The organism is Thalassospira sp. HJ (assembly GCF_000948415.1).
Classification (GTDB): Bacteria; Pseudomonadota; Alphaproteobacteria; order Rhodospirillales; family Thalassospiraceae; genus Thalassospira.
Genome location: NZ_JYII01000003.1, coordinates 74,689 through 97,946, shown reverse-complemented (window position 1 = coordinate 97,946; position 23,258 = coordinate 74,689). Strand labels below are relative to the sequence as shown.

Annotated in this window: 19 protein-coding genes; all 19 read left to right on the top strand. The window is 55.5% G+C overall.

The genetic code is table 11. The features are described 5' to 3' along the window. Positions 1–10: 10 nt before the first annotated feature. A complete protein-coding gene (gene nuoG, locus UF64_RS01135; protein ID WP_044826787.1) occupies positions 11–2,071 on the top strand; it encodes an NADH-quinone oxidoreductase subunit NuoG in 2,061 nt (686 codons plus the stop codon). A gap of 87 nt (positions 2,072–2,158) precedes the next feature. Next, entirely contained in the window at positions 2,159–3,172 is a 1,014-nt protein-coding gene (nuoH, locus tag UF64_RS01130) for an NADH-quinone oxidoreductase subunit NuoH (protein ID WP_008891224.1), read from the top strand. Between the two features lie 31 nt (positions 3,173–3,203). Further along, complete coding sequence (nuoI, locus tag UF64_RS01125) at positions 3,204–3,692, top strand: NADH-quinone oxidoreductase subunit NuoI (RefSeq protein WP_044826786.1); 489 nt, start codon at positions 3,204–3,206, stop codon at positions 3,690–3,692. 83 nt (positions 3,693–3,775) lie between these two features. Further along, positions 3,776–4,384: an NADH-quinone oxidoreductase subunit J gene (locus tag UF64_RS01120; protein ID WP_044826785.1), complete on the top strand. Its 609-nt coding sequence runs from the start codon at positions 3,776–3,778 to the stop codon at positions 4,382–4,384. After that, complete coding sequence (gene nuoK / locus UF64_RS01115; RefSeq protein WP_007089416.1) at positions 4,384–4,692, top strand: NADH-quinone oxidoreductase subunit NuoK; 309 nt, start codon at positions 4,384–4,386, stop codon at positions 4,690–4,692. The genes UF64_RS01120 and nuoK overlap by 1 nt, the downstream gene beginning before the upstream one ends. A 7-nt stretch (positions 4,693–4,699) precedes the next feature. After that, positions 4,700–6,703: an NADH-quinone oxidoreductase subunit L gene (gene nuoL / locus UF64_RS01110; protein ID WP_044826784.1), complete on the top strand. Its 2,004-nt coding sequence runs from the start codon at positions 4,700–4,702 to the stop codon at positions 6,701–6,703. Between the two features lie 6 nt (positions 6,704–6,709). Next, positions 6,710–8,227, top strand: a complete 1,518-nt coding sequence (locus UF64_RS01105) for an NADH-quinone oxidoreductase subunit M (protein WP_044826783.1) — start codon at positions 6,710–6,712, stop codon at positions 8,225–8,227. A gap of 11 nt (positions 8,228–8,238) precedes the next feature. Next, entirely contained in the window at positions 8,239–9,678 is a 1,440-nt protein-coding gene (gene nuoN, locus UF64_RS01100) for an NADH-quinone oxidoreductase subunit NuoN (protein WP_235284923.1), read from the top strand. 2 nt (positions 9,679–9,680) lie between these two features. Beyond that, positions 9,681–10,439 (top strand): biotin--[acetyl-CoA-carboxylase] ligase, encoded by a 759-nt coding sequence (locus tag UF64_RS01095; protein WP_052657397.1) that lies wholly within the window; start codon positions 9,681–9,683, stop codon positions 10,437–10,439. Between the two features lie 43 nt (positions 10,440–10,482). Further along, positions 10,483–11,274: a type III pantothenate kinase gene (locus UF64_RS01090; RefSeq protein WP_044826781.1), complete on the top strand. Its 792-nt coding sequence runs from the start codon at positions 10,483–10,485 to the stop codon at positions 11,272–11,274. Between the two features lie 73 nt (positions 11,275–11,347). Further along, positions 11,348–13,024 (top strand): ribonuclease J, encoded by a 1,677-nt coding sequence (locus UF64_RS01085; protein WP_200892623.1) that lies wholly within the window; start codon positions 11,348–11,350, stop codon positions 13,022–13,024. A gap of 102 nt (positions 13,025–13,126) precedes the next feature. Beyond that, on the top strand, positions 13,127–13,531 hold the full coding sequence (gene mce, locus UF64_RS01080; protein WP_044826779.1) for a methylmalonyl-CoA epimerase: 405 nt from the start codon (positions 13,127–13,129) through the stop codon (positions 13,529–13,531). Positions 13,532–13,646: 115 nt separating this feature from the next. Further along, the gene (locus UF64_RS01075; protein ID WP_008891214.1) at positions 13,647–13,886 is read left to right on the top strand and encodes a DUF1467 family protein; all 240 of its coding nucleotides are present in this window, start codon (positions 13,647–13,649) and stop codon (positions 13,884–13,886) included. 520 nt (positions 13,887–14,406) lie between these two features. Next, positions 14,407–14,898, top strand: a complete 492-nt coding sequence (locus UF64_RS01070; protein ID WP_235284922.1) for a hypothetical protein — start codon at positions 14,407–14,409, stop codon at positions 14,896–14,898. A gap of 294 nt (positions 14,899–15,192) precedes the next feature. After that, positions 15,193–16,518, top strand: a complete 1,326-nt coding sequence (proS, locus tag UF64_RS01065) for a proline--tRNA ligase (protein ID WP_044826777.1) — start codon at positions 15,193–15,195, stop codon at positions 16,516–16,518. 123 nt (positions 16,519–16,641) lie between these two features. After that, on the top strand, positions 16,642–17,892 hold the full coding sequence (locus UF64_RS01060) for a lipoprotein-releasing ABC transporter permease subunit (protein ID WP_044826776.1): 1,251 nt from the start codon (positions 16,642–16,644) through the stop codon (positions 17,890–17,892). Further along, positions 17,885–18,619: an ABC transporter ATP-binding protein gene (locus UF64_RS01055; protein ID WP_044826775.1), complete on the top strand. Its 735-nt coding sequence runs from the start codon at positions 17,885–17,887 to the stop codon at positions 18,617–18,619. The genes UF64_RS01060 and UF64_RS01055 overlap by 8 nt, the downstream gene beginning before the upstream one ends. Before the next feature lie 89 nt (positions 18,620–18,708). After that, positions 18,709–22,194: a DNA polymerase III subunit alpha gene (gene dnaE, locus UF64_RS01050; RefSeq protein WP_044826774.1), complete on the top strand. Its 3,486-nt coding sequence runs from the start codon at positions 18,709–18,711 to the stop codon at positions 22,192–22,194. 231 nt (positions 22,195–22,425) lie between these two features. Next, the gene (gene rpsB, locus UF64_RS01045) at positions 22,426–23,205 is read left to right on the top strand and encodes a 30S ribosomal protein S2 (protein ID WP_044826773.1); all 780 of its coding nucleotides are present in this window, start codon (positions 22,426–22,428) and stop codon (positions 23,203–23,205) included. The last annotated feature ends 53 nt before the right edge of the window (positions 23,206–23,258 follow it).

Sequence of the window (23,258 nt, the reverse complement as noted above, 5' to 3'; positions counted from 1 at the left end):
GGATTGAGACATGCCGAAACTAACAGTTGACGGTATTGAAGTTGAAGTAGAAGCCGGGGCGACAGTCCTTCAGGCCTGTGAAGAGGCCGGTAAGGAAATCCCGCGTTTCTGCTATCACGAACGCCTGTCAATCGCCGGCAACTGCCGTATGTGTCTGGTGGAAATGGAACGTGCGCCGAAACCGGTCGCATCCTGTGCCATGCCTGCGGCAGATGGAATGGTGATCAAAACCGATTCCGATCTGGTCAAGAAAGCACGCAATGGCGTGATGGAATTCCTGCTGATCAACCATCCGCTGGATTGCCCGATTTGTGACCAGGGCGGTGAATGTGACCTGCAGGACCAGGCTATGGCCTATGGTTTTGACTCTTCACGTTACGCCGAGAAAAAACGTGCCGTGAAGGACAAGGAACTGGGCCCGATCGTCAAAACGATCATGACCCGTTGCATTCACTGCACGCGCTGCGTTCGCTTCTCCGAGGAAGTCGCCGGTGTCGGCACCATGGGTGCTGTCTACCGTGGCGAGGACACCGAGGTCGGACCGTATATCGAAGCGTCAATCAACTCCGAACTGTCGGGCAACCTGGTTGACCTTTGCCCGGTCGGGGCTCTGACCTCCAAGCCGTATGCGTTCACCGCGCGTCCGTGGGAGCTCAAGAAAACCGATAGCGTCGATGTCATGGACGCGGTTGGCTCGAACATTCGTATCGATGCCCGTACCGGCGAAGTGCTGCGCGTTCTGCCGCGCACCAACGAAGACATCAACGAAGAATGGATTTCGGACAAAACCCGTTATGCCATTGACGGCCTGAAGCGTCAGCGTCTTGACCGTCCGTATGTTCGCAAGGATGGCAAACTGCAGCCGGCAAGCTGGGACGAAGCATTTGCTGCGATCAAGGCGAAGGTTGCCGGGCTGGATGGCAAAAAGATTGCCGCCCTTGCTGGTGACACGGTCGATTGTGAATCGATGACGGCGCTGAAAGATCTGATGGGCAAGCTGGGTTCGGCGAACCTTGATTGTCGTCAGGACGGATCGAAGATTGGCGGCCCGCGTGCTTCCTATATCTTCAACAGCACCATTGCTGGCATTGACGAGGCAGATGCCTGCCTGATCGTTGGTGCCAATGTTCGTGCCGAAGCACCGATCATCAATTCCCGCCTGCGTAAGCGCTGGCGTTCGACGGCCGGTGATTTCAAAGTCGGCATCATCGGTGAAAAGTGGGATCCGACCTACAAGAACGATTATCTTGGTGCCGGTCCGGACACCCTTCAGGAAATCCTGGATGGCAAGAACGACTTCGCCAAGGTTCTCAAAGCTGCTGAAAAGCCGATGATCATCGTTGGCATGGGCGCGCTGAACCGTGAAGACGGCGATGCTGTTCTCGCAGCGACCCGCGCAATTGCCGAGAAATACGGCATGGTTGCTGGTGAATGGAACGGTTTCAACGTTCTGCACACCGCAGCGTCGCGTGTTGGCGGTCTTGATCTTGGCTTCGTGCCGGGCGAGGGCGGTCTTGCAACCAACGACATTCTCGATGGCGCTGCCAAAGGCGATATCGAAGTTGTCTATCTTCTCGGTGCCGACGAAGTCGACATGAGCAAACTGGAAAAGGCATTTGTCATTTACCAGGGTGCGATGGGCGATGCCGGTGCACAGGCAGCGGACGTGATCCTGCCGGGTGCTGCCTACACCGAAAAGAACGGCACGTATGTCAACACCGAAGGCCGCGCCCAGCAGGGCTGGCGTGCGATCTTCCCGGTTGGTGACGCGCGTGAGGACTGGGCGATTGTCCGTGCACTTTCCGGTGCGCTCGATCTGACCCTGCCATACAACAATATCGATGCTGTTCGTGAACGCATGGTGGAACTCAGCCCGACCTTCGCGTCGCTGAACGTTCCGACCAAGGCGGAATGGACCGATTTCGGCAAGGCAGGCGACATGAAGTCCGATGGCTTCACCTCGCCGGTTCGCAATTTCTATATGACCGACCCGATCAGCCGTGCATCGGTGACGATGGCCAAATGTACTGAGGCCTTTGTCAAGGATGCGGCTGCCGAGAAGGTTGCCTGAGTAAGGGGAGCGACGATCTGATCGTCGCTCATCCCGCAAGGGGGTGTCCCAATTTTGGGACGAAACGCAAAAGATACGGTTTGACCGATGGAACTTCTTTGGGACGGATATATTGAACCGCTCGTCTGGATCGTCGCCAAAATTCTGGCGATTGTCCTGCCGCTGCTGGGTGCTGTCGCCTATCTGACCTACGCCGAGCGTAAGGTTATCGGTGCTATTCAGCTCCGTAAGGGCCCGAACGTTGTGGGGCCGTTTGGCCTTCTGCAGCCGCTTGCCGATGGTTTGAAGCTGTTTCTGAAAGAAACAATCATTCCGAGCAGCGCGAACAAGGGCGTGTTCATTATCGCTCCGATGCTGACCTTTATTCTGGCAATCATCGCCTGGGCGGTTATCCCGTTCGACGAAGGCATGGTTCTGGCCGATCTGAATGTCGGTATTCTTTACATCTTCGCGATTTCTTCGCTGGGTGTGTACGGTATCGTGATGGCCGGTTGGGCATCGAACTCCAAATACGCCTTCCTTGGTGCGCTGCGTTCCGGCGCCCAGATGGTTTCGTATGAGATTTCGATTGGCCTGATCATCATCTCGGTCCTGCTGACGACCGGCTCGCTGAACCTCAGCGACATTGTCCGCGGACAGGTCGGTGGTATCTGGGAATGGAACTTCGTTTACCACTTCCCGATGTTCATCGTCTTCATCGTATCCATCCTGGCAGAAACCAACCGCGCACCGTTTGACCTTCCCGAAGCGGAAGCCGAACTGGTCTCGGGTTATAACGTCGATTACTCGGCTATGACCTTTGCGCTGTTCTTCCTTGGTGAATACGCGAACATGATCCTGATGAGTGGCCTGTGCGCCATTCTGTTCCTGGGTGGCTGGAGCGCGCCGTTGCCGTTCCTCGAATTCATCCCGGGCGCAATCTGGTTCATCATCAAGATCTGCTTCGTTCTGTTCATCTTCCTGTGGGTCCGTGCAACCTTCCCGCGTTACCGTTATGACCAACTGATGCGTCTGGGCTGGAAAATCTTCCTGCCGTTGTCCTTCGCATGGGTCATGCTGGTTGCCACGTTCCTCGTTGTTTTTGACAAGGTCCCGGCCTGATCGCCGCGCATCGGAAAGAGAGAGGTAAACGATGTCATTTATAGATCGGACGGCCCGGAGCTTCCTGCTCGCGGAACTCGTTTCGGGAATGGCGCTCACCTTGAAGTACATGTTCAAGCCCAAGGTGACGATCAACTACCCGTACGAAAAAGGCCCGCTGAGCCCGCGTTTCCGTGGCGAACACGCACTGCGCCGTTACCCGAACGGGGAAGAGCGTTGCATCGCCTGTAAACTTTGCGAAGCCATTTGCCCGGCACAGGCCATCACCATTGAGGTCGAGCCGCGCGACGATGGTTCGCGTCGTACCACGCGTTACGACATTGATATGACGAAATGCATTTACTGTGGTTTCTGCGAAGAAGCCTGCCCGGTGGATGCCATCGTCGAAGGTCCGAACTTCGAGTTCGCAACCGAAAACCGCGAGGAGCTGTTCTATGACAAGGACAAACTCCTGGCAAACGGCGAGCGTTGGGAAGCCGAGCTTGCTGCACGATTGGAGGCAGACGCACCTTATCGGTAAGTGTCGCGTCTGATCGTTAGAAAGAGAGTTCATGGGCCGTTGCCAGCCAAAGGGGCAGCAACGGTTCGCCAAGGGGGTACCTTATGGTCGTACAGGCTTTGGCTTTTTACCTGTTTGCTACCGTCGCGGTTTTGTCCGCGACCGCGGTTGTGACCGTTCGCAACCCGGTGCATTCGGTACTGTTGCTGATCTTGACATTCTTTAACGCAGCCGGACTTTTCGTCCTGCTGGGTGCCGAGTTTCTCGCCATGCTGCTCGTCGTCGTCTATGTCGGCGCGGTTGCAGTCCTGTTCTTGTTCGTCGTCATGATGCTCGACATTAACTTTGTCGAGATGCGTCAGGGCTTCCTGAACTACCTGCCGATCGGCATTCTGATCGCGGTTGTTCTGTTCGTTGAACTGGCACTGGTTGGCGCTGGCTGGACCCTAACCGATGAGGCGGTCGCGGTTCTCGCGCAGCCGACACCGGCAGGGCTGACCAACGTCGAAGCACTCGGTCAACTGATCTACACCGATTACGCATACATCTTCCAGGCGGCTGGTCTGGTTCTGCTTGTTGCGATGATTGGCGCAATTGTCCTGACACTGCGTCACCGTGAAGGTGTCCGTCGTCAGAAAATCTCCGAGCAGGTCAAGCGTACCCGCGCTGATACGCTTGAAGTCAAAAAAGTTCCGGTCGGAAGGGGGATCTGATGGAAATCGGTCTTGCACATTATCTGACCGTCGCGGCGATCCTTTTCACACTCGGGATCTTCGGCATCTTCATGAACCGCAAGAACGTCATCATCATCATGATGTCGATCGAGCTGATGCTGCTGGCGGTCAATATCAATCTGGTCGCGTTCTCGTCGTTCCTCGGCGACCTCGTCGGACAGGTCTTTACCATCTTCGTTCTGACGGTTGCTGCGGCTGAAGCAGCAATTGGTCTGGCGATCCTGGTCGTCTATTTCCGTAACCGCGGCACCATCGCGGTTGAAGACATCAACATGATGAAGGGGTAAGGCAGATATGTATCCGTTGATTGTATTCCTGCCCCTGATCGCGGCAATCCTTGCAGGCGTCATCACGCTGGTCGGCGGCATGTCGGCAGCAAAAGATGCCCCGCATGACAGCCACGGCCATCACCATCATGGTGTGTCCTCGGCCGATCGCGTGGCACAGCTGATCACCGTAGCTGGTGTCGTGATTGCCTTTGTGATTTCGATCTTTGCCTTTGTCGATGTTGCCCTTGGTGGCAACCCGGTTGTGATTGAACTGTTTACCTGGATTTCCTCGGGCAGCTTCGATGCGTCCTGGTCGCTGCGTATTGATACGCTGACCTGTGTGATGCTGATCGTTGTGACCGGCGTTTCCTCGATGGTTCACATCTATTCCATCGGCTATATGTCGCATGACCCGGACAAGCCGCGCTTCATGGCGTATCTCAGCCTGTTCACCTTTGCGATGCTGATGCTGATTACCGCCGACAACCTGATCCAGCTGTTCTTCGGCTGGGAGGGCGTTGGTCTAGCATCGTATCTTCTGATCGGTTTCTGGTATTCCAAGCCGTCGGCTTCGGCTGCTGCGATGAAAGCCTTCATCGTCAACCGTGTCGGTGACTTCGGCTTTGCCCTTGGTATCTTTGCGGTCTATGTCCTGTTCGACAGCGTTCAGTTCGACGTCATCTTCGGCAACGCCGAAGAAGTCGCTGGTGCGACGCTGATGTTCCTGGGCCATGAGTTCTCCGCACTTGAGATTACCTGCTTCCTGCTGTTCATCGGCGCGATGGGTAAATCGGCACAGCTTGGTCTGCACACCTGGCTTCCTGACGCAATGGAAGGCCCGACCCCGGTTTCCGCACTTATTCACGCGGCAACCATGGTGACGGCCGGTGTGTTCATGGTCGCGCGTCTGTCGCCGATCTTTGAATATGCTGAAACCACCCTGATGATCGTGACCATTGTTGGTGCCTCGACGGCGTTCTTCGCTGCGACCATCGGCTGTGTTCAGAACGACATCAAACGCGTCATTGCCTATTCGACCTGTTCGCAGCTGGGCTACATGTTCTTTGCTTGCGGCGTGTCGGCTTATTCGGCGGGTGTCTTCCACCTGATGACGCACGGTTTCTTCAAGGCGCTTCTGTTCCTTGGTGCCGGTTCGGTTATCCACGCAATGTCTGATGAACAGGACATGCGCAAGATGGGCGGCATCGCAAAAATGATCCCGCTGACCTTCGCTGTCATGGTGATCGGTACGCTGGCGATTACCGGTGTTCCGGGCTTCGCGGGATACTATTCCAAGGACCTTATCCTTGAAAGTGCCTATGCGGCTCACACCGGTGTTGGCATGTACGCGTTCTGGGCAGGGATCCTGGCCGCTTTGATGACCTCGTTCTATAGCTGGCGTCTGATCTTCCTGACCTTCTTCGGTGCTCCGCGCGCTGATGAACGGACTATGGCGCACGTGCATGAAAGCCCGGCTGTCATGACCGGTCCGCTTCTGTTCCTGACCGTCGGTGCGATCTTCGCTGGTTGGTTTGCATCGGATTGGTTCGGTGTTGGCGACTATGAAGAAATGCTGGCCTTCTGGAACGGCGCACTCTTTATGGCTGAAGGCCATCAGGCGCTTGAACATGCACACCATGTTCCGGGTTGGGTGAAATGGGCACCGTTTGTTGCCATGATCACCGGTCTGTCGCTTGCGATTGTCATGTACAAGCTTGTACCGACGCTTCCGCGCACGCTGGCCAACACCTTCAACGGTGTTTACCGCTTCGCGCTGAACAAATGGTACTTCGACGAACTCTATGACAAGATTTTCGTCAAGCCGGCCTTTGCTTTGGGCTATGGCTTCTGGAAATCAGGGGATGGTGCCATCATTGATGGTTGCGGTCCGGATGGTGTTGCTGCCGCTTGCCGTAACATCGCACGTCGCGTCAGCGCCATTCAGAGTGGTTTCGTTTATCACTATGCATTTGCGATGCTGATTGGCATTGCGGCGCTGGTCTCCTACACAATTTGGAAGATGGGTTAACGGGCGATGAGTGATTGGCCAATTCTTTCGATCGTCACTTTCCTGCCGCTGGTCGGTGCAGCTCTGCTGCTGCTGATCAATGGTGAGGAGGCGACTGTTGCCCGCAATTCCCGTTGGGTTGCGCTTTGGACCTCGGGGTTCACCTTCCTCGTATCCTTGATGCTGTGGGTGAACTTCGATGCAACGACCGCAGATTTCCAGTTCGTCGAGCAGGCGGACTGGATGCCGGGTCTGAACATTTCTTATCACATGGGCGTTGACGGTATTTCCGTTCTCTTCGTCCTGCTTGCGACCTTCCTGACGCCGATCTGTATCCTCTCGGCTTGGGAAGCAATCCAGAAGCGCGTGAAGGAATACATGATCGCCTTCCTCGTTCTTGAAACGATGATGGTCGGTATGTTCAGCGCCCTTGACGGTCTGTTGTTCTATCTGTTCTTCGAAGGCGTCCTGATCCCGATGTTCATCATCATCGGCGTCTGGGGTGGTCAGCGTCGCGTCTATGCCGCGTTCAAGCTGTTCCTCTATACGCTGCTGGGCTCGGTCCTGATGCTGGTGGCACTGCTTGCGATGTATTTCGAAGCGGGCACCACCGATATCCCGACCCTGATGGAATATGGTTTCGCCTATAACATGCAGCTCTGGCTGTGGCTGGCCTTCTTCGCATCGTTCGCTGTTAAGGTGCCGATGTGGCCGGTCCATACCTGGCTGCCTGATGCCCACGTTGAGGCACCAACAGCAGGTTCTGTGATCCTGGCTGGCGTGCTCTTGAAAATGGGTGGTTACGGTTTCCTGCGTTTCTCGCTACCGATGATGCCGCTGGCATCTGAAACCTTCGCACCGCTCGTCTTCACGCTGTCGATTGTTGCTATCATCTATACGTCCCTGGTCGCACTTGCCCAGCAGGACATGAAAAAGCTGATTGCATATTCGTCGGTCGCACATATGGGTATCGTGACGGTAGGTGCGTTTACCTTTAACCAGCATGGTATCGAAGGTTCGATCTTCCAGATGCTCAGCCACGGTGTGGTTTCCGGTGCACTCTTCCTGTGTGTCGGTGTGGTCTATGACCGTATCCATACCCGCGAAATCGACGCCTATGGCGGTCTGGTTCATCGCATGCCGAGCTATGCACTGATCTTCATGTTCTTCACCATGGCATCGGTTGGTCTGCCGGGTACGGGCGGGTTCGTTGGTGAAATCCTCGCACTTCTGGGTGCGTTCGAAGCCAACACCTGGGTCGCATTCTTTGCCGCGACCGGTCTGATCCTTGGTGCGGCCTATGCGCTGTATCTCTATCGCCGGATCATTTTCGGGGCACTCACCAAAGAGAACCTGAAAACCATCCTCGATCTGAGCCCGCGTGAATGGATTATCTTTGCACCGCTGGTGATCATCGTTCTGTGGATGGGGGTCTATCCGGTCTCCTTCCTCGACATCATGCATGTCTCGGTTGAGAACCTCGTCAACCAGGTCGAAACGGCCCAGGCTGCAGCGGCACAAGCCGCCCAGCTGGCTGCGAATTGAGGGGAATGAACATGGGAGTTTCTATGCTCAACCTCGGGGCCGCGCTGCCCGAAATGTTTATGGCAGTTTCTGCCTTGGCGCTGTTGATGCTTGGGGTTTTCGCCGGCAAGGACAAAGCCTTCCGCACCGTGTCCTGGCTGGCTGTTGCCGCCCAGATCGTTGCCATCGCGCTGGTGGTCATGGGTGATGGTGGTTCGGCATTCTATGGTCAGTTCAGTGCTGATCCGTTTGCCAAGTTCTGCAAGGTCTTGATCCTGATCGGTTCTGCAACCGGCATCATCATGTCCATGAACTTCGCCGAGCGTGAAAACATGGCACGTTTCGAGTTCCCGATCCTGATCACCCTTGCCACGCTTGGCATGATGGCGATGGTTTCGGCAACCGATATGCTGTCGCTGTATCTTGGTCTCGAACTGCAGTCGCTTGCACTTTATGTTGTCGCTGCTATCCGCCGTGACACCGTGCGTTCGACGGAATCGGGCCTGAAATACTTCATCCTTGGTTCGATCGCCTCGGGCATCCTGCTGTACGGCATGTCGATGGTCTATGGCTTCACCGGCACCACGAACTTCACCGTTCTGGGTGACACCCTTGTTGGTGGTGATCTGCCGCTTGGTGCGCTGGTTGGTCTTGCATTCATCTTTGCCGGTCTGTGCTTCAAGGTTTCCGCCGTTCCGTTCCACATGTGGACCCCGGACGTCTATGAAGGTGCGCCGACCCCGGTCACGTCCTTCTTTGCGGTTGCCCCGAAGATTGCTGGTCTTGCACTGTTCATCCGCGTTGCGGTTGGTCCGTTCGGCGGTGCTGTTGAAGACTGGCAGCAGATTATTGTCCTGATCTCCATCCTGTCGATGGCGGTTGGTTCCTTTGCCGCACTCCGTCAGGAAAACATCAAACGTCTGATGGCCTATTCGTCCATCGGTCACGTTGGTTTTGCCCTTGTCGGTCTGGCAGCAGGCACCCAGGAAGGTGTAACCGGTGTTCTGGTTTATCTTGGCATTTACCTTGTCATGAACCTCGGCACCTTTGCGGTTATCCTTTGCATGCGTCGCAATGACCGCATGAACGAGGAAATCACCGATCTTGCCGGTCTTGCCAAAACCAAGCCGCTGATGGCTGCGATCACTGCGATCTTCATGTTCTCGATGGCAGGTATCCCGCCGCTCGCTGGCTTCTTTGGTAAGTTCTATGTCTTCAAGGCAGCCGTCGATTCCGGTCTTGTAACGCTTGCAGTTATCGGTTTGGTGACCTCGGTCGTCAGTGCCTATTACTACCTGCGTATCATCAAGGTCATGTATTTCGACGAGCCGGTCGAAGGCTTTGATCGCAATGGTACCGAGATGAATGTCATCATGGCGGTTGCCACGATCATCATCCTGGCCTTCGTCTTCTTCCCGAACCCGCTGATGGATAGCGCAGCTGTTGCCGCGGCATCGCTGTTTGGGATGTAAGAATGGCATTGCGTACGATCCGTCTTCCCGAAGGTTTCACCCTTCACGAACTGGAAGCGATCGACAGCACAAATGAAGAGGCCAAGCGCCTCGCTGACAAGGGCGCCCAAAGTGGCGCCCTTGTTTTAGCCAGAACCCAGACATCGGGCCGCGGTCGCCGTGGCCGTGCCTGGTCATCACCGGTGGGTAATCTCTATTCATCGCTGTTGCTGCGCCCGACCTGTTCACTGGCCGAGGCGGCCCGACTAACCTTCCTGATTGCTGTTGCCATGGCCGAGGCGGTTGAAACCGTGACCGGTGGCATGGTGCGTCCGGACTGCAAATGGCCCAATGACCTGATGGTTAATGGCCGCAAGATTTGTGGCATCCTGCTTGAAAGCGCCTCCAATCAGGGATCAGCAACCGATTATCTTGTGATCGGGGCAGGGGTGAATGTCGCCTTTTTCCCCGATGATTCCGAACGCCCGGCGACCTCGCTTGCGGCCCTTGGGGCGCCGGTGTCGGTTGATGATCTGATCTCAACCTATGTCGCGCGCGTGGCCCATTGGTTGCCGATCTGGGAACGGGATGGTTTCGCGCCGATCCGTGAAGCCTGGCTCACGCGTGGGTATGGGATCGGCAAGCCGGTTGTCGCCCGTTTGACCGAACGCGAGCTTGAGGGAACTTTCGTCGGGCTTGATGATGATGGCTCACTTATCCTAAGAGAAGACAGCGGTGTCGAACACCGCATCGGGGCTGGCGAAGTTTTCTTTGCCGCCTGACACCATCCAATAGCTTGCTTTGTAGCGGAGGCCTGTAAGCATCATGTTGCTTGCGATTGACGCCGGGAACACCAACATCGTCTTTGCGGTTTTTGATGGCGATACCATCAAGGGCCAGTGGCGCTGTTCCACCACCACCGAACGCACAGCCGACGAGCTGGGTGTGTGGCTGCATCATCTGTTTACCCTGTCTGGTGTGCCAAAGGACGCGATTACGGGTGCCATCATCGCAACCGTGGTCCCGGCTGCAGAATTCAGCCTCAAGACCCTGTGCCGCCGCTATTTCAATGTCGAACCGATGGTGGTTGGCGATCCTGCGGTCAATCTGGACATGAAAGTCATCATGGACCGACCGAGCGAGGTCGGCGCTGACCGGCTTGTTAACGCGATTGCCGCCCATGAATTGTTTGGCGGGCCGCTGGTCGTGCTTGATTTCGGCACGGCCACGACCTTTGACGTGGTGGATGGTAATGGTGATTACCTTGGCGGTGTGATTGCGCCGGGTGTGAACCTGTCGATCAAGGCGCTGCATATGGCAGCGGCCCAGCTTCCGATGGTCGCGATCGAAGCACCGCGCAGTGTCGTGGGCAAAAATACGGTCGAAGCCATGCAGTCTGGCGTATATTGGGGCTATGTCTCGATGATCGAAGGCCTGCTTGCGCGTATTCGCAAACAGCAGAATGTTGACCATATGAAAGTCGTGGCAACGGGTGGTCTTGCACCGCTCTTTACCAAGGCGGTTGATGAAATTGAATATTTGCACGGCGATCTGACCATGCTGGGCCTGTTGATGATTTACCGTCGCAACAGCCAGAACGCGGGCAAGGCAGTCTGATAAAGACTTGCGCCCGGGCAGGGGAACGATTATCCCGCATTGATTAACGTGCCGAAGACAAAGGATACCCTCCGTGGATTTGTATTTGCCAAAAGATGAAGTGCTGTTCGTGCCGCTCGGTGGATCCGGCGAAATTGGCATGAACATGAACCTTTATGGCTATGACGATCAATGGTTGATGGTCGATATGGGCGTCTCCTTTGGCGAGGAAGGCCTGCCCGGTGTCGATGTGGTCATGCCAGACCCGACCTTTATCGAGGAACGCAAGGACAAGCTGCTGGGCCTCGTTCTGACCCACGCGCACGAAGATCATCTGGGTGCGGTTCCTTATATGTGGAAACGCCTGAAATGTCCGATCTACGCCACTCCGTTTGCTGCCGAATTTCTCAAGGCAAAGCTTTCTGAAACCGATTTCGCTGATGAAGTCCCGATCCATGTGATCGAACTTGGCGGCCGGTTCGAACTCGGCTGCTTTGACATCGAATTCGTCACTATGACGCACTCGATCCTTGAGCCCAACGCGCTTGCCATTCGCACGCCCAAGGGCCTGATCGTCCATACCGGTGACTGGAAGTTCGATCCCGATCCCCAAATCGGCGAGGCATCCGACGTCAAAAAGCTCGAAGCATTGGGCGATGAAGGCGTGATGGCACTGGTTTGTGATTCGACCAATGTATTTTCCGAGGGCAAAACAGGATCAGAAGGCGAGGTCGCCAAAAACCTGTCCAAACTGTTCGCCGAACATCCGCAAGGCCGCATTGCCGTTGCCTGCTTTGCCACCAACGTTGCACGCGTGCAGTCGGTGATCGAAGCTGCCCATGAAAACGGGCGCTGCGTCGGGCTTGCCGGTCGGTCGCTGAACCGCGTGACAGAAGCCGCGCGTGAAGTCGGCTACCTCAAGGGGTTCCCGAACCTTTTGACGGACGAAGACGCGATGGAAGTGCCCAAGGATCAGGTGCTGTTGATTTGTACCGGATCGCAGGGCGAACCGCGCGCGGCATTGTCGCGCATCGCCAAGGGCGATCACCCGACCGTGGAATTGGATCCAGGCGATACGGTTGTCTTCTCGGCGCGTGAAATTCCGGGCAACGAAAAGTCTATCGGCTATATCCAGAACATGCTGATCCGTCGTGGTGTTAAGGTCATTACCGCGCGTGATGAACCGATCCACGTTTCAGGCCATCCGGGCCGCGAAGATCTGGCACGCATGTATCAGCTGACCCGCCCGAAAATCCTTGTGCCGGTCCATGGTGAAACCCGCCATCTGTGTGAACAGGCCGCCCTTGGCGCCGAATGCCAGATCCCCGAACAGGTGATCCCGCATGACGGCACGGTTATTCGCCTGTCACCGGGCGATGCGCATGTCATTGGTGTGGCCGAGGCCGGCGTTCTCGCCCTTGATGGCGGCCGCTTGCTGAAACGCGATTCGGATACTTTCCGCAATCGTAACCGCATCGTCTGGAACGGCGTGATGTTCGTCACCGTGGTGCTCAACCAGTTTGGTGAGATGGTCAACGATCCGATGATCACGGCCCCCAGCCTGTTTGACGAACCGGGCGAAGAAACCCGTCTTGATCACTTTGCGGCTGAAATCGGCAACCGCATTGATCAGCTCAATGACGAGGAAGTCCTTGATGATGCGGCTGTGATCCTTGCCGTGCGTCAGGCCCTGCGCCGTCCGGTTCGCCAACGCATGGGCAAACGCCCGTTGATCGAAGTCCATCTGGTTCGTGTGACCGAAAACAGCTGATCTCGCATGGGCGCATTCGACCAAAAGCGCAGTTGTCTCTGAACCCGCAGCTATCCTAGATTGGCGTCAATCGGGCAGATTATAAATGCAGGAGTGAACACCATGATTGGACGGCTGAACCACGTTGCGATTGCGGTACCGGATCTCGAAGCCGGGATTGCGCAATATCGTGACGTTCTGGGCGCAAAGGTCTCGGAGCCGCAAGACGAACCTGATCACGGCGTGACCGTGGTTTTTGTCGAACTGCCCAACACCAAGATCGAGCTGCTGTATCCGCTTGGTGAAAACTCCCCGATCAAGGGTTTCCTTGAAAAGAACGCCTCTGGCGGCATTCACCATGTCTGTTACGAGGTCGATGATATTCTGGCCGCTCGTGACAAGCTGCAGGCAAGCGGTGCACGCGTTCTCGGCGATGGTGAACCCAAGATCGGCGCACACGGCAAGCCGGTCCTGTTCCTGCATCCCAAGGACTTCAACGGCACATTGGTCGAACTCGAACAGGTTTGATCACAAAACGGCTTTGACGAGACCCATCTCACAACGTCCAGCCTTGCCAAAAGGGTCGGGCGTTTTTATCGTCTGCTGACCCAATAGTTTGGCCCCGCAACCTTATGAGACACCCATGAACTGGTTTTCCGGACTTCTTGTTTACATCGTTATCTGGTGGCTGGTTCTGTTTATGGTGCTGCCGGTGGGTGTCAAACGGGTCGAGAATGTCGAACCCGGCCATGACAGCGGTGCGCCGGAAAAGCCGCATATGTGGAAAAAGATCCTCGCCACCAGCCTGATCTCGGCGATCCTGTGGGTGGTGGCCTGGTTTGTTATTACCAGTGGCATGATCGAAGTACGCCCACCACAATAAGTGCTCTACGCAATAAGCATTTTACGCAATCCCGGATACAGAAAACCCCGCAACATTTGGTGCGGGGTTTTGTCGTTTTGGGCCGCCGAAGCCCTGCAGAAAAATCATGGCTCAAAGATCGGGATGGGGTAGGGCCAAAAAAAAAGCAAGATCACAAGGATCTTGCTAAGACGCTATTTTTATAGCTGTTTTCCCGTAATCTTTTTATACTTCCTCCTCAAGACCTGGGCTTATGCACAGGTTTTATTTCGACGTCGCGCCTGCTTCTTGTATGCTTATTGGCAACAAAGCCTCCCGCAATATTATGAGCGGCTGCGATACGCCTTCCGCAACGATCTTGCGCCGTTAGCGGAGGACTAAAAAGCCACATGTTTCATTTTTATGCAAGATGTTTTGACCAAACTTCACAAATGAATCGTTGCTGCACCGCACACAGATAGGACAAAGCTAAAACATGCCCGAGTTTTCATTGGTCCAATCTATTTCTCGCCCCGGTTTTGATCATAAAATCAGACTATTGGTGTCTGTTGCTGCCCTGATGCTGATGGCACAGATTGTCACCGATGCAAAGGCACAGGACGAATCCCCGTTCCCGTCGGCGGCAGAACCATCTGATGATCCTGCTGCGGGTGATGCTGCAGCCACGGACGAAGCCGCCGCCCCAACGATCACAGTCACGCGTTCCGCCTGCAAGGCACTGGTCACCCATGTGCCCGATGACGATGTCGCCTATAAGCCGGGTGTCGATGTGCGCGGCAATGAAGTTGCCCCGGCCGATTTGAATGGCGGCAGCAACATTTTGAAATCCCTGCCCAAGGAAATCGAATTTCCGGTCACGATCGACTTCTTTGAATATTCCGGACTTACCGTGCCTGACGGGGTCAGCGGGGAGCAAAGCATTGGCAAGATCACCTATCGCAACGGGCGGGTCTATTTCAATGATCAGCCGCTTGGCGATGATGCCAATAACGCCGAACTGATTGATGCCTGCCGCAAGGCGGGCTTTCGCTGATCACCATCGCAGTTTTGCCATCTTCGGGCTCTAGAGCAATTTCCGTTTAGATCGAACCGTTTTGCCGATGTTTTGCGGCGTTACACCGCTTGAACGATGCCCCGCATCGCCCTTGCGCGCTGTGCCTTGCTAAACAACTCGCCAAACACGAACAAAACGCTTCGATCTAAACGGAAACTGCTCTAAGCGGATATGCATGATATAAAGCAAGTTCCGGCTTGCGTTTCGGGCGCTGCTGTCGCATTTTCCGGGCAAGGTTATTAAACATTCAGATCTGATCATCACGAGGCATTGATGCGTCTTTCCCAGTTCTTTCTGCCGACCCTGAAGGAAACCCCTTCGGAAGCCCAGATTGCGTCCCATCGTCTGATGCTCCGCGCCGGTATGGTGCGTCAGCTCACCGCAGGGATCTATTCCTGGCTGCCACTCGGCCACCGTGTTCTTAAAAAGATCGAACAGATCGTTCGCGAAGAACAGGACAAGATCGGCTTTAACGAGCTTCTGATGCCGACCATCCAGCCGGCTGAACTCTGGCAGGAAAGTGGTCGTTATGATGATTACGGTCTTGAGATGCTGCGCATCACCGACCGTCATGACCGCAAGATGCTGTTTGGTCCGACCAACGAAGAAGCCATCACCGATATCTTCCGCAAGGATGTGCGTTCCTATAAGCAACTCCCGCAGCTGCTCTATCATATCCAGTGGAAATTCCGTGACGAGATCCGCCCGCGCTTTGGCGTGATGCGAGGTCGCGAATTTTACATGAAAGACGCTTATTCGTTCGATATCGATTACGAAAGCGCGCGTCACACCTATAACAAGATCTTCCTGGCCTATTGCCGCACCTTCACCCGCCTGGGTGTCAAGGCGATCCCGATGGTGGCCGATACCGGCCCGATCGGTGGCGACCTTAGCCACGAATTCATCATTTTGGCCGATACTGGCGAAAGTGAAGTCTTCTGCGACAAGAAATGGCTTGATAAGGACCTGACCGGCAAGGGCGTTGATCTCAATGATCGTACCGGCCTTGAAAACTGGGTACAGGGCACGCTCAAAGACTACGCCGCGACCGAAGAAATGCACGACGCCAGCGACGATGCGGTTACCGCACTCGGTGATGATCTTGTCACCACGCGCGGCATCGAAGTCGGTCACATCTTCCACTTCGGCACCAAATATTCCGAACCGATGGGCGCAACCGTCCTTGGCCCGGATGGCACCGAAGTTCCGGTGCAGATGGGGTCGTATGGCATCGGTGTGTCGCGTCTTGTCGGCGCCCTGATCGAGGCATCCCACGACGAAAACGGCATCATCTGGCCCGAAGCCGTCGCACCGTACAAGGTTGGCCTGATCAACCTGCGTACCGGCGATGATGAATGTGATGCCGCGTGCGAAGATTACTATGGCAAGCTGACCAATGCCGGGATCGAGGTTCTTTATGATGACCGCGACATCCGTGCGGGCGGCAAGTTTGCCGATATGGATCTGATCGGTCTGCCCTGGCAGATCGTCATTGGCCCCAAGGGGCTCAAGAACGGCGTTGTTGAACTCAAGAACCGCAAATCGGGTGAAAAAACCGAAGTCACCTTTGAAGCGGCTCTTAATCAGATCAACGGCTGATCTTAAAACGCATTCAAACGGGGCGGCATGTGCTGCCCCGTTGCCATTTCCGGTTTGGCTGCTAAGTCTTAATTGTCCAACCAACCCGGTTTCCTGACCCGCTTCCACAAGGATCGATTGCCCATGTTCAGTCCGTTCGAGCGTATGGTGGCCTTTCGCTACCTGCGTCCACGTCGGCAGGAAGGCTTTGTTTCCGTCATCGCCATCTTCTCGTTGCTTGGCATCATGCTGGGTGTTGCGACACTCATCATTGTCATGTCGGTAATGAATGGTTTCCGTGCGGAACTGCTTGGTCGAATACTTGGGCTGAACGGCCATATTTCTGTCTATGCACAGGGTAATGGTGGCATTGGCGATTACGCCAAGATCGAGGACGAGATCGCCAAAAACGGCAATGTGGTCCTGACCGTGCCGGTGGTCGAAGGGCAGGTGATGGCGTCGAAAAACGGTCGTGCATCCGGTGCCATCGTGCGTGGCATGCGCCCCGAAGATGTCAAACAACGCGCAACCATCGCGGATAATATCGTTTTCGGATCGCTTGACGACTTCAAGGGCGAAGACACGGTGATCATGGGCGCACGTCTGGCCATGAAGCTGGGCGTCGGTGTTGGCGACACGGTCAACCTGATTTCGCCCAAGGGCAATGTGACGGCGTTTGGCTCGGTGCCGCGGGTGCGTGGCTATACCGTGGCGGGCCTGTTTGATATCGGCATGTATGAATATGACAGCGGCTTTATCTTCATGCCGCTCGAAGCGGCCCAGACCTATTTCCGCCTGCCGGAAAAAATCACCCATTTTGAAGTGATGCTTGAAGATATCGGCGCGCTTGATGACACCATGGACGAGTTGCTGACAAGCTTGTCCGGGCAACCGTTGCGTCTGGTAAACTGGCAGCAATCCAATGCCGGCTTCTTTAACGCGCTTCAGGTCGAACGCAACGTGATGTTCCTGATCCTGACGCTCATCATTCTGGTTGCGGCATTCAACATCATTTCGGGCATGGTCATGCTGGTAAAGGACAAGGGACGCGATATCGCGATCCTGCGCACCATGGGGGCAACCCGCCAGTCGATCATGAAGGTGTTCTTCCTCGCTGGTGCCTCCATCGGGGTGCTGGGTACGATTTCCGGGCTGATCATTGGGGTGTTGTTCTGTCTGAACATCGAAAATATTCGTCAGTTCATTCAAAGCCTGACCGGAACCGACCTGTTCAATGCCGAGATTTACTTCCTCTCGCAGTTGCCTGCCGACATGGATGTTGGCGAGGTCGTTATGGTCTGCATCATGTCGCTGACGCTGTCCTTCCTTGCCACGGTGTACCCGGCATGGCGGGCATCGCGCCTCGATCCGGTGGAGGCCCTGCGCTATGAGTGATCTGATGAAAAAGACCGCCGAAGAACGTTCACGCAATGTCGTGCTGCGCCTTGAAAAGATCGACCGCATCTTTAATCAGGGCCCCGATCAGCTCGAAATTCTGAAATCCGTCGATCTTGAAATCCATCAGGGCGAAATTGTTGCCCTGGTCGGGCCGTCGGGTGCAGGTAAATCAACCTTGCTTCAGATTGCCGGTCTTCTGGAAAAGCCAGATAACGGTCTGGTCTCGATCGGGGGCAAGCGCAGCACGGATTTGTCAGATCTGGCGCGGACCGAAATGCGCCGCAGCCATATCGGCTTTGTCTATCAGTACCATCATCTGCTGCCGGAATTTTCCGCCCTGGAAAACGTCGTCATGCCGCAAATGATCAATGGCCTGAAGCGCAACGAGGCCGAAGAACGCGGCCTTGAATTGCTGCGTTGCCTTGGTCTGGAAAACCGTGCGGAACATCGTCCGGCGCGCCTGTCGGGTGGGGAGCAACAGCGTGTGGCAATCGCCCGTGCGCTGGCCAATGTGCCTGATGTTCTGTTTGCCGATGAACCGACCGGTAACCTTGATCCACAGACGGCCGATACCGTGTTTGGCATGTTGATGACGCTGGTGCGTGAAACAGGTCTTGCGTCGCTGATCGCGACCCATAACCCGGAGCTGGCGCGTCAGATGGACCGGGTTGTGACGCTGCGTGACGGTCATTTGATCGAACTCGACCCTGCTGATCTTTCCTAAGCGATCAAAATTCTTTAAGCTGGTTTTTGCGCGTCCTTGACGGGCGCGCGAACCCTGCATTTTTCTTATCTTTCAGAGGTCTGGCTCCGATGGAAAATGGTTTCGTCCATCTTCGTGTACACACCAACTATTCGCTTGCCGAAGGTGCGATCACGACCAAGGAGCTCGCCAAACTCTGTGCCGCAGACGGCCAGCCCGCCGTTGCGATGACCGATACCGACAACATGTTCGGTGCGCTTGATTTCGCCGGTGCGCTCAGCGGTTCGGGCATTCAGCCGATTTTGGGCGTGCAGATGGGTGTCGAGCGCTATGGCGACAAACCCGCCGTTGGCAAAATCGCCCGCGAACCGATGCCAGACCGCCTTGTTCTGATTGCCCAGAACAAGGAAGGCTATTTCAACCTGCTGAAAATCGTCTCGCGCGCCCATATGACGTCCGAAGCCGGCAGCGAACCGAAAGCCCTTTACGAGCACATTCGCAAATATGCCGATCACATCATCTGCCTGACCGGTGGCCCGACGGGCCCGCTGGCACGTCTTCTGGGCGAGGAACAGGTTGAAAAGGCCGAAAGCTGTCTTGCAGACCTCAAGGACATCTTTGGCAACCGTCTTTACATCGAACTCCAGCGCCATGGTGAACCGCTTGAAGAGCAGGTTGAACCGGGCCTGATCAAGCTGGCCTATGATCATGACGTGCCGCTGGTTGCGACCAATAACTGCTACTTCCCGAAAATCGACATGTACGAAGCCCATGACGTGTTTATCTGCGTCGGGCAGGGGGCGGTTGTTGGTCAGGAAGAACGCTGGAAACTCACCCCGGACCATCGCTTCAAAACGGCAGCTGAAATGCGCGACCTGTTTGCCGATATTCCGGAGGCCTGCGACAACACCCTTTTGATCGCCAAGCGTTGCTCCTGGCACGTTGAAAAGATCGATCCGATCCTGCCGCCCTTTGATTGCGGCGAAGGCCGTACCGAGGTCGATGAACTCCGCCACATGTCTGAGGAAGGCCTGAAAGGCCGTCTCGAAAAGCACGTCTTTACCGACGAAATGTTGGACGCTGAAAAAGAAGAAATCGCCAAACCCTATTGGGAACGCCTTGAGTATGAGCTTGGCATCATCAATCAGATGGGCTTCCCGGGCTACTTCCTGATCGTTGCCGATTTCATCCAGTGGGCGAAGGACCATGAAATACCGGTCGGGCCGGGCCGTGGTTCCGGTGCAGGCTCGCTTGTGGCCTATGCATTGTTGATTACCGACCTTGATCCGCTGCGGTTCTCGCTTCTGTTCGAACGTTTCTTGAACCCGGAACGTGTATCGATGCCTGACTTTGACGTCGATTTCTGTCAGGACCGACGCGGTGAAGTCATCGAATATGTGCAGAAGAAATACGGCCATGACCGTGTCGCGCAGATCATTACTTTTGGTAAGTTGCAGGCAAAGGCAGCTGTGCGTGACGTCGGGCGTGTTCTGTCGATCCCCTATGGTTATGTCGACAAGATCTGTAAAATGATTCCGGGCGACCCGGCCAAGCCGATCCCGCTCAAGGAAGCAATTGATATGGAGCCGGACCTGCGCCGCATCGCGCGCGAGGATCCGGATATTGATCGCTTGCTGTCAATCGCCATGCAGATCGAAGGTCTTTATCGTAACTCCTCGACCCACGCGGCCGGTGTGGTGATCGGTGACCGTGATCTTGATGAACTGGTGCCGCTGTATCGCGATCCGCGATCCGACATGCCGGTAACCCAGTTCAACATGAAGTTTGTTGAAAATGCCGGTCTGGTGAAGTTTGACTTCCTCGGGCTTAAGACGCTAACGGTGATTATCGAGGCCGTCAATTTGATGCGTCTTCGCAAAGACGTGCCGCAAGACTTTGATATCGGCGCAATTCCCCTTGATGATCGTCCGGCATTTAAACTGCTGTCGGCTGCCGAAACGGTCGGCGTGTTCCAGCTTGAATCCCAGGGCATGCAGGATGTTCTACGCGGCCTGAAGCCCGATACGCTCGAAGATATTATCGCTGTCGTGGCGCTGTATCGTCCGGGCCCGATGGATAACATCCCGCATTACATCGCGCGTAAGCATGGTCAGGAAGAGCCTGATTACATGCACCCGATGCTTAAACCGATCCTCGAAGAAACCTACGGCATCATGATCTATCAGGAGCAAGTCATGCAGCTTGCCCAGATCATGGCGGGCTACTCGCTTGGTGGCGCTGACCTGTTGCGTCGTGCAATGGGTAAGAAAATCGCCGAGGAAATGGAAAAGCAGCGTGGCCTGTTTGTCGACGGTTCTGAAAAGAACGGCGTTGATCGCGGGCAGGCGTCCGACATCTTTGATCAGGTCGCAAAGTTCGCATCCTACGGCTTTAACAAATCCCACGCCGCGGCCTACGCGCTGGTGGCCTATCAGACGGCCTATCTCAAGGCGAACTATCCGGTCGAATTCATGGCCGCCCTGATGACCCTTGATATGCACAACACCGAAAAACTTGCGGTGTTCAAGCAGGAGGTCGAGCGGCTTGAAATCGAAATCCTGCCGCCATGCGTGAACAACTCCCAGGTCGCATTCTCGGTTGAAAACCATGATGGCGTGCGCAAGATCCGCTATGCACTGGCCGCTGTGCGAAATGTTGGCGATGCCGCGATGGAAAGCCTTGTTGCCGAACGCGAAGCCAACGGACCGTTCAAGGACATCACCGATTTCGCATCACGTATCGACAGCCGTGCGGTCAATAAACGTCTGCTTGAAAACCTTGTGCGCGCTGGTGCCCTTGATTGCCTGGCATCGAACCGCAAGGTCATGTTTGAACATGTCGACAAGGTCATCGCTGTGGCCCAGCGCGAAATGCATGCGCGTAATGATGATCAGATTTCAATGTTTGGCGACAGCAGCGGCTTTGGCAAGGATCAGATCCGTCTGCCCGATGATCGTGACTGGGTGCCGATGGAAAAACTGACCGAGGAATTCTCGGCCATTGGCTTCTATCTGTCCGCCCATCCGCTTGATACATTTGGCAAAAGCATCCAGCGCATCGGCATCGCCCCGATCAAGGAACTGCCAGCACGCATGCGCGCCTCGAACAAGGGTACCATTCGTCTGGCCGGTACCCTGATCAATGCGCGTGAGATGATCTCGAAAAAGAACGGCTCGAAATTCGCCTTTGTCATGTTCTCGGACCCGACCGGCAGCTTCGAAGTCGCCTTCTGGGCCGAAGCATGGGCCGCCTATAAGGAAATCATCACCGCCGGGCGTCCGGTGTTGCTCAATGTCTCTGCCGAAATGCGCGAAGGACAGCTTCGCATTCAGGGCCAGCGCGTCGAAGACCTCGAAAAGGCCGTCGCCGGTGCCGCCGAAGGCATCCGCATTCGCCTGAACCGTCCCGATCCGGTTGCTGAAATCCGCGAACTGCTTGAACAGGCGGGCAGGGGGAAAGGCCTCGTAAGCCTGTCATCCATGTGTGACGACGGCCGCATGGCCGAGATCGAGTTAGAAGAAAACTACAAGGTCGGCCCGTCCCTGATCGGCGCCATTGGTGCAATCCCAGGCGTGGAATTCGCCGAGGAAATCTGATGATTTCATCTGGTTGCGCGAAATATTCCCTGCAGCCCATCGGGAACCGCGCATTTGTGCGCATTTTAGGGGTTGCAATCTCGCTCAGGGGGGATTAAAACCCGCCCCGAACATCGCACGCGGAAGAGCGGCGACTGCCGTCATATGGCAACTCGTCCATCCGGTGTTTCATACATGGTGTATGGAATTCCCTTCCGCGGAGGTATTAACCGGAAAAAGGTAGGAATTATCATGGCTCTGCCAACCTTTACCATGCGCCAGCTCATGGAAGCTGGTGTCCACTTTGGTCACCACACCCGCCGTTGGAACCCGAAGATGAAGCCGTTCATCTTTGGTGCACGTAACGACATCCACATCCTGAACCTGCAGGAAACCGTTCCGATGCTGCATCGCGCGATGCAGGCCGTTCGTGACGTAACCGCTTCGGGTGGTCGTGTTCTCTTCGTCGGTACCAAGCGTCAGGCTTCCCCGATCATCGCAGACGCTGCAAAGCGTTGCGGCCAGTACTATGTGAACCATCGCTGGCTCGGCGGCATGCTGACCAACTGGAACACTGTTTCCAACTCGATCAAGCGCCTCAAAGAACAGGACGAGATCCTGAACTCTGGTGCAGAAGGTCTGACCAAAAAAGAAATCCTGAACCTGACCCGTTCGCGCGACAAGCTTGAGCGCGCGCTTGGCGGTATTAAGGACATGGGTGGTCTGCCGGACATCATCGTCGTGGTCGACACCAACAAAGAATCGCTTGCTATTCAGGATGCTAAAAACCTGAACATCCCGGTCGTTGCGATCCTCGACTCCAACTCTGATCCGGCAAACGTTCAGTTCCCGGTTCCGGGCAACGACGACGCGATCCGCGCAATCCAGCTGTATTGCGATCTGTTCGTTGGTTCCGTTCTCGACGGCATCCAGGAAGAAATGACTGCTTCTGGCGCAGATCTCGGCGAAGCGGAAGAAGTTCCGGCCGAAGCAGCTGCTGCTTCCGAAGCTGCAGAAGAAGCTTCCGCATAAGTTTCATTTTGTACCTGATGAAACGGCGGCTAGCATGCCGCCGTTTTGTTAGG

Coding starts and splice junctions, on each gene's coding strand:
- UF64_RS01095 (WP_052657397.1), top strand. CDS start 9,681: ATGGCATTGCGTACGATCCGTCTTCCCGAAGGTTTCACCCTTCACGAA.
- UF64_RS01090 (WP_044826781.1), top strand. CDS start 10,483: ATGTTGCTTGCGATTGACGCCGGGAACACCAACATCGTCTTTGCGGTT.
- UF64_RS01060 (WP_044826776.1), top strand. CDS start 16,642: ATGTTCAGTCCGTTCGAGCGTATGGTGGCCTTTCGCTACCTGCGTCCA.
- proS (WP_044826777.1), top strand. CDS start 15,193: ATGCGTCTTTCCCAGTTCTTTCTGCCGACCCTGAAGGAAACCCCTTCG.
- nuoK (WP_007089416.1), top strand. CDS start 4,384: ATGGAAATCGGTCTTGCACATTATCTGACCGTCGCGGCGATCCTTTTC.
- UF64_RS01075 (WP_008891214.1), top strand. CDS start 13,647: ATGAACTGGTTTTCCGGACTTCTTGTTTACATCGTTATCTGGTGGCTG.
- nuoN (WP_235284923.1), top strand. CDS start 8,239: ATGGGAGTTTCTATGCTCAACCTCGGGGCCGCGCTGCCCGAAATGTTT.
- mce (WP_044826779.1), top strand. CDS start 13,127: ATGATTGGACGGCTGAACCACGTTGCGATTGCGGTACCGGATCTCGAA.
- UF64_RS01055 (WP_044826775.1), top strand. CDS start 17,885: ATGAGTGATCTGATGAAAAAGACCGCCGAAGAACGTTCACGCAATGTC.
- dnaE (WP_044826774.1), top strand. CDS start 18,709: ATGGAAAATGGTTTCGTCCATCTTCGTGTACACACCAACTATTCGCTT.
- nuoG (WP_044826787.1), top strand. CDS start 11: ATGCCGAAACTAACAGTTGACGGTATTGAAGTTGAAGTAGAAGCCGGG.
- UF64_RS01105 (WP_044826783.1), top strand. CDS start 6,710: ATGAGTGATTGGCCAATTCTTTCGATCGTCACTTTCCTGCCGCTGGTC.
- UF64_RS01120 (WP_044826785.1), top strand. CDS start 3,776: ATGGTCGTACAGGCTTTGGCTTTTTACCTGTTTGCTACCGTCGCGGTT.
- rpsB (WP_044826773.1), top strand. CDS start 22,426: ATGGCTCTGCCAACCTTTACCATGCGCCAGCTCATGGAAGCTGGTGTC.
- nuoL (WP_044826784.1), top strand. CDS start 4,700: ATGTATCCGTTGATTGTATTCCTGCCCCTGATCGCGGCAATCCTTGCA.
- nuoI (WP_044826786.1), top strand. CDS start 3,204: ATGTCATTTATAGATCGGACGGCCCGGAGCTTCCTGCTCGCGGAACTC.
- nuoH (WP_008891224.1), top strand. CDS start 2,159: ATGGAACTTCTTTGGGACGGATATATTGAACCGCTCGTCTGGATCGTC.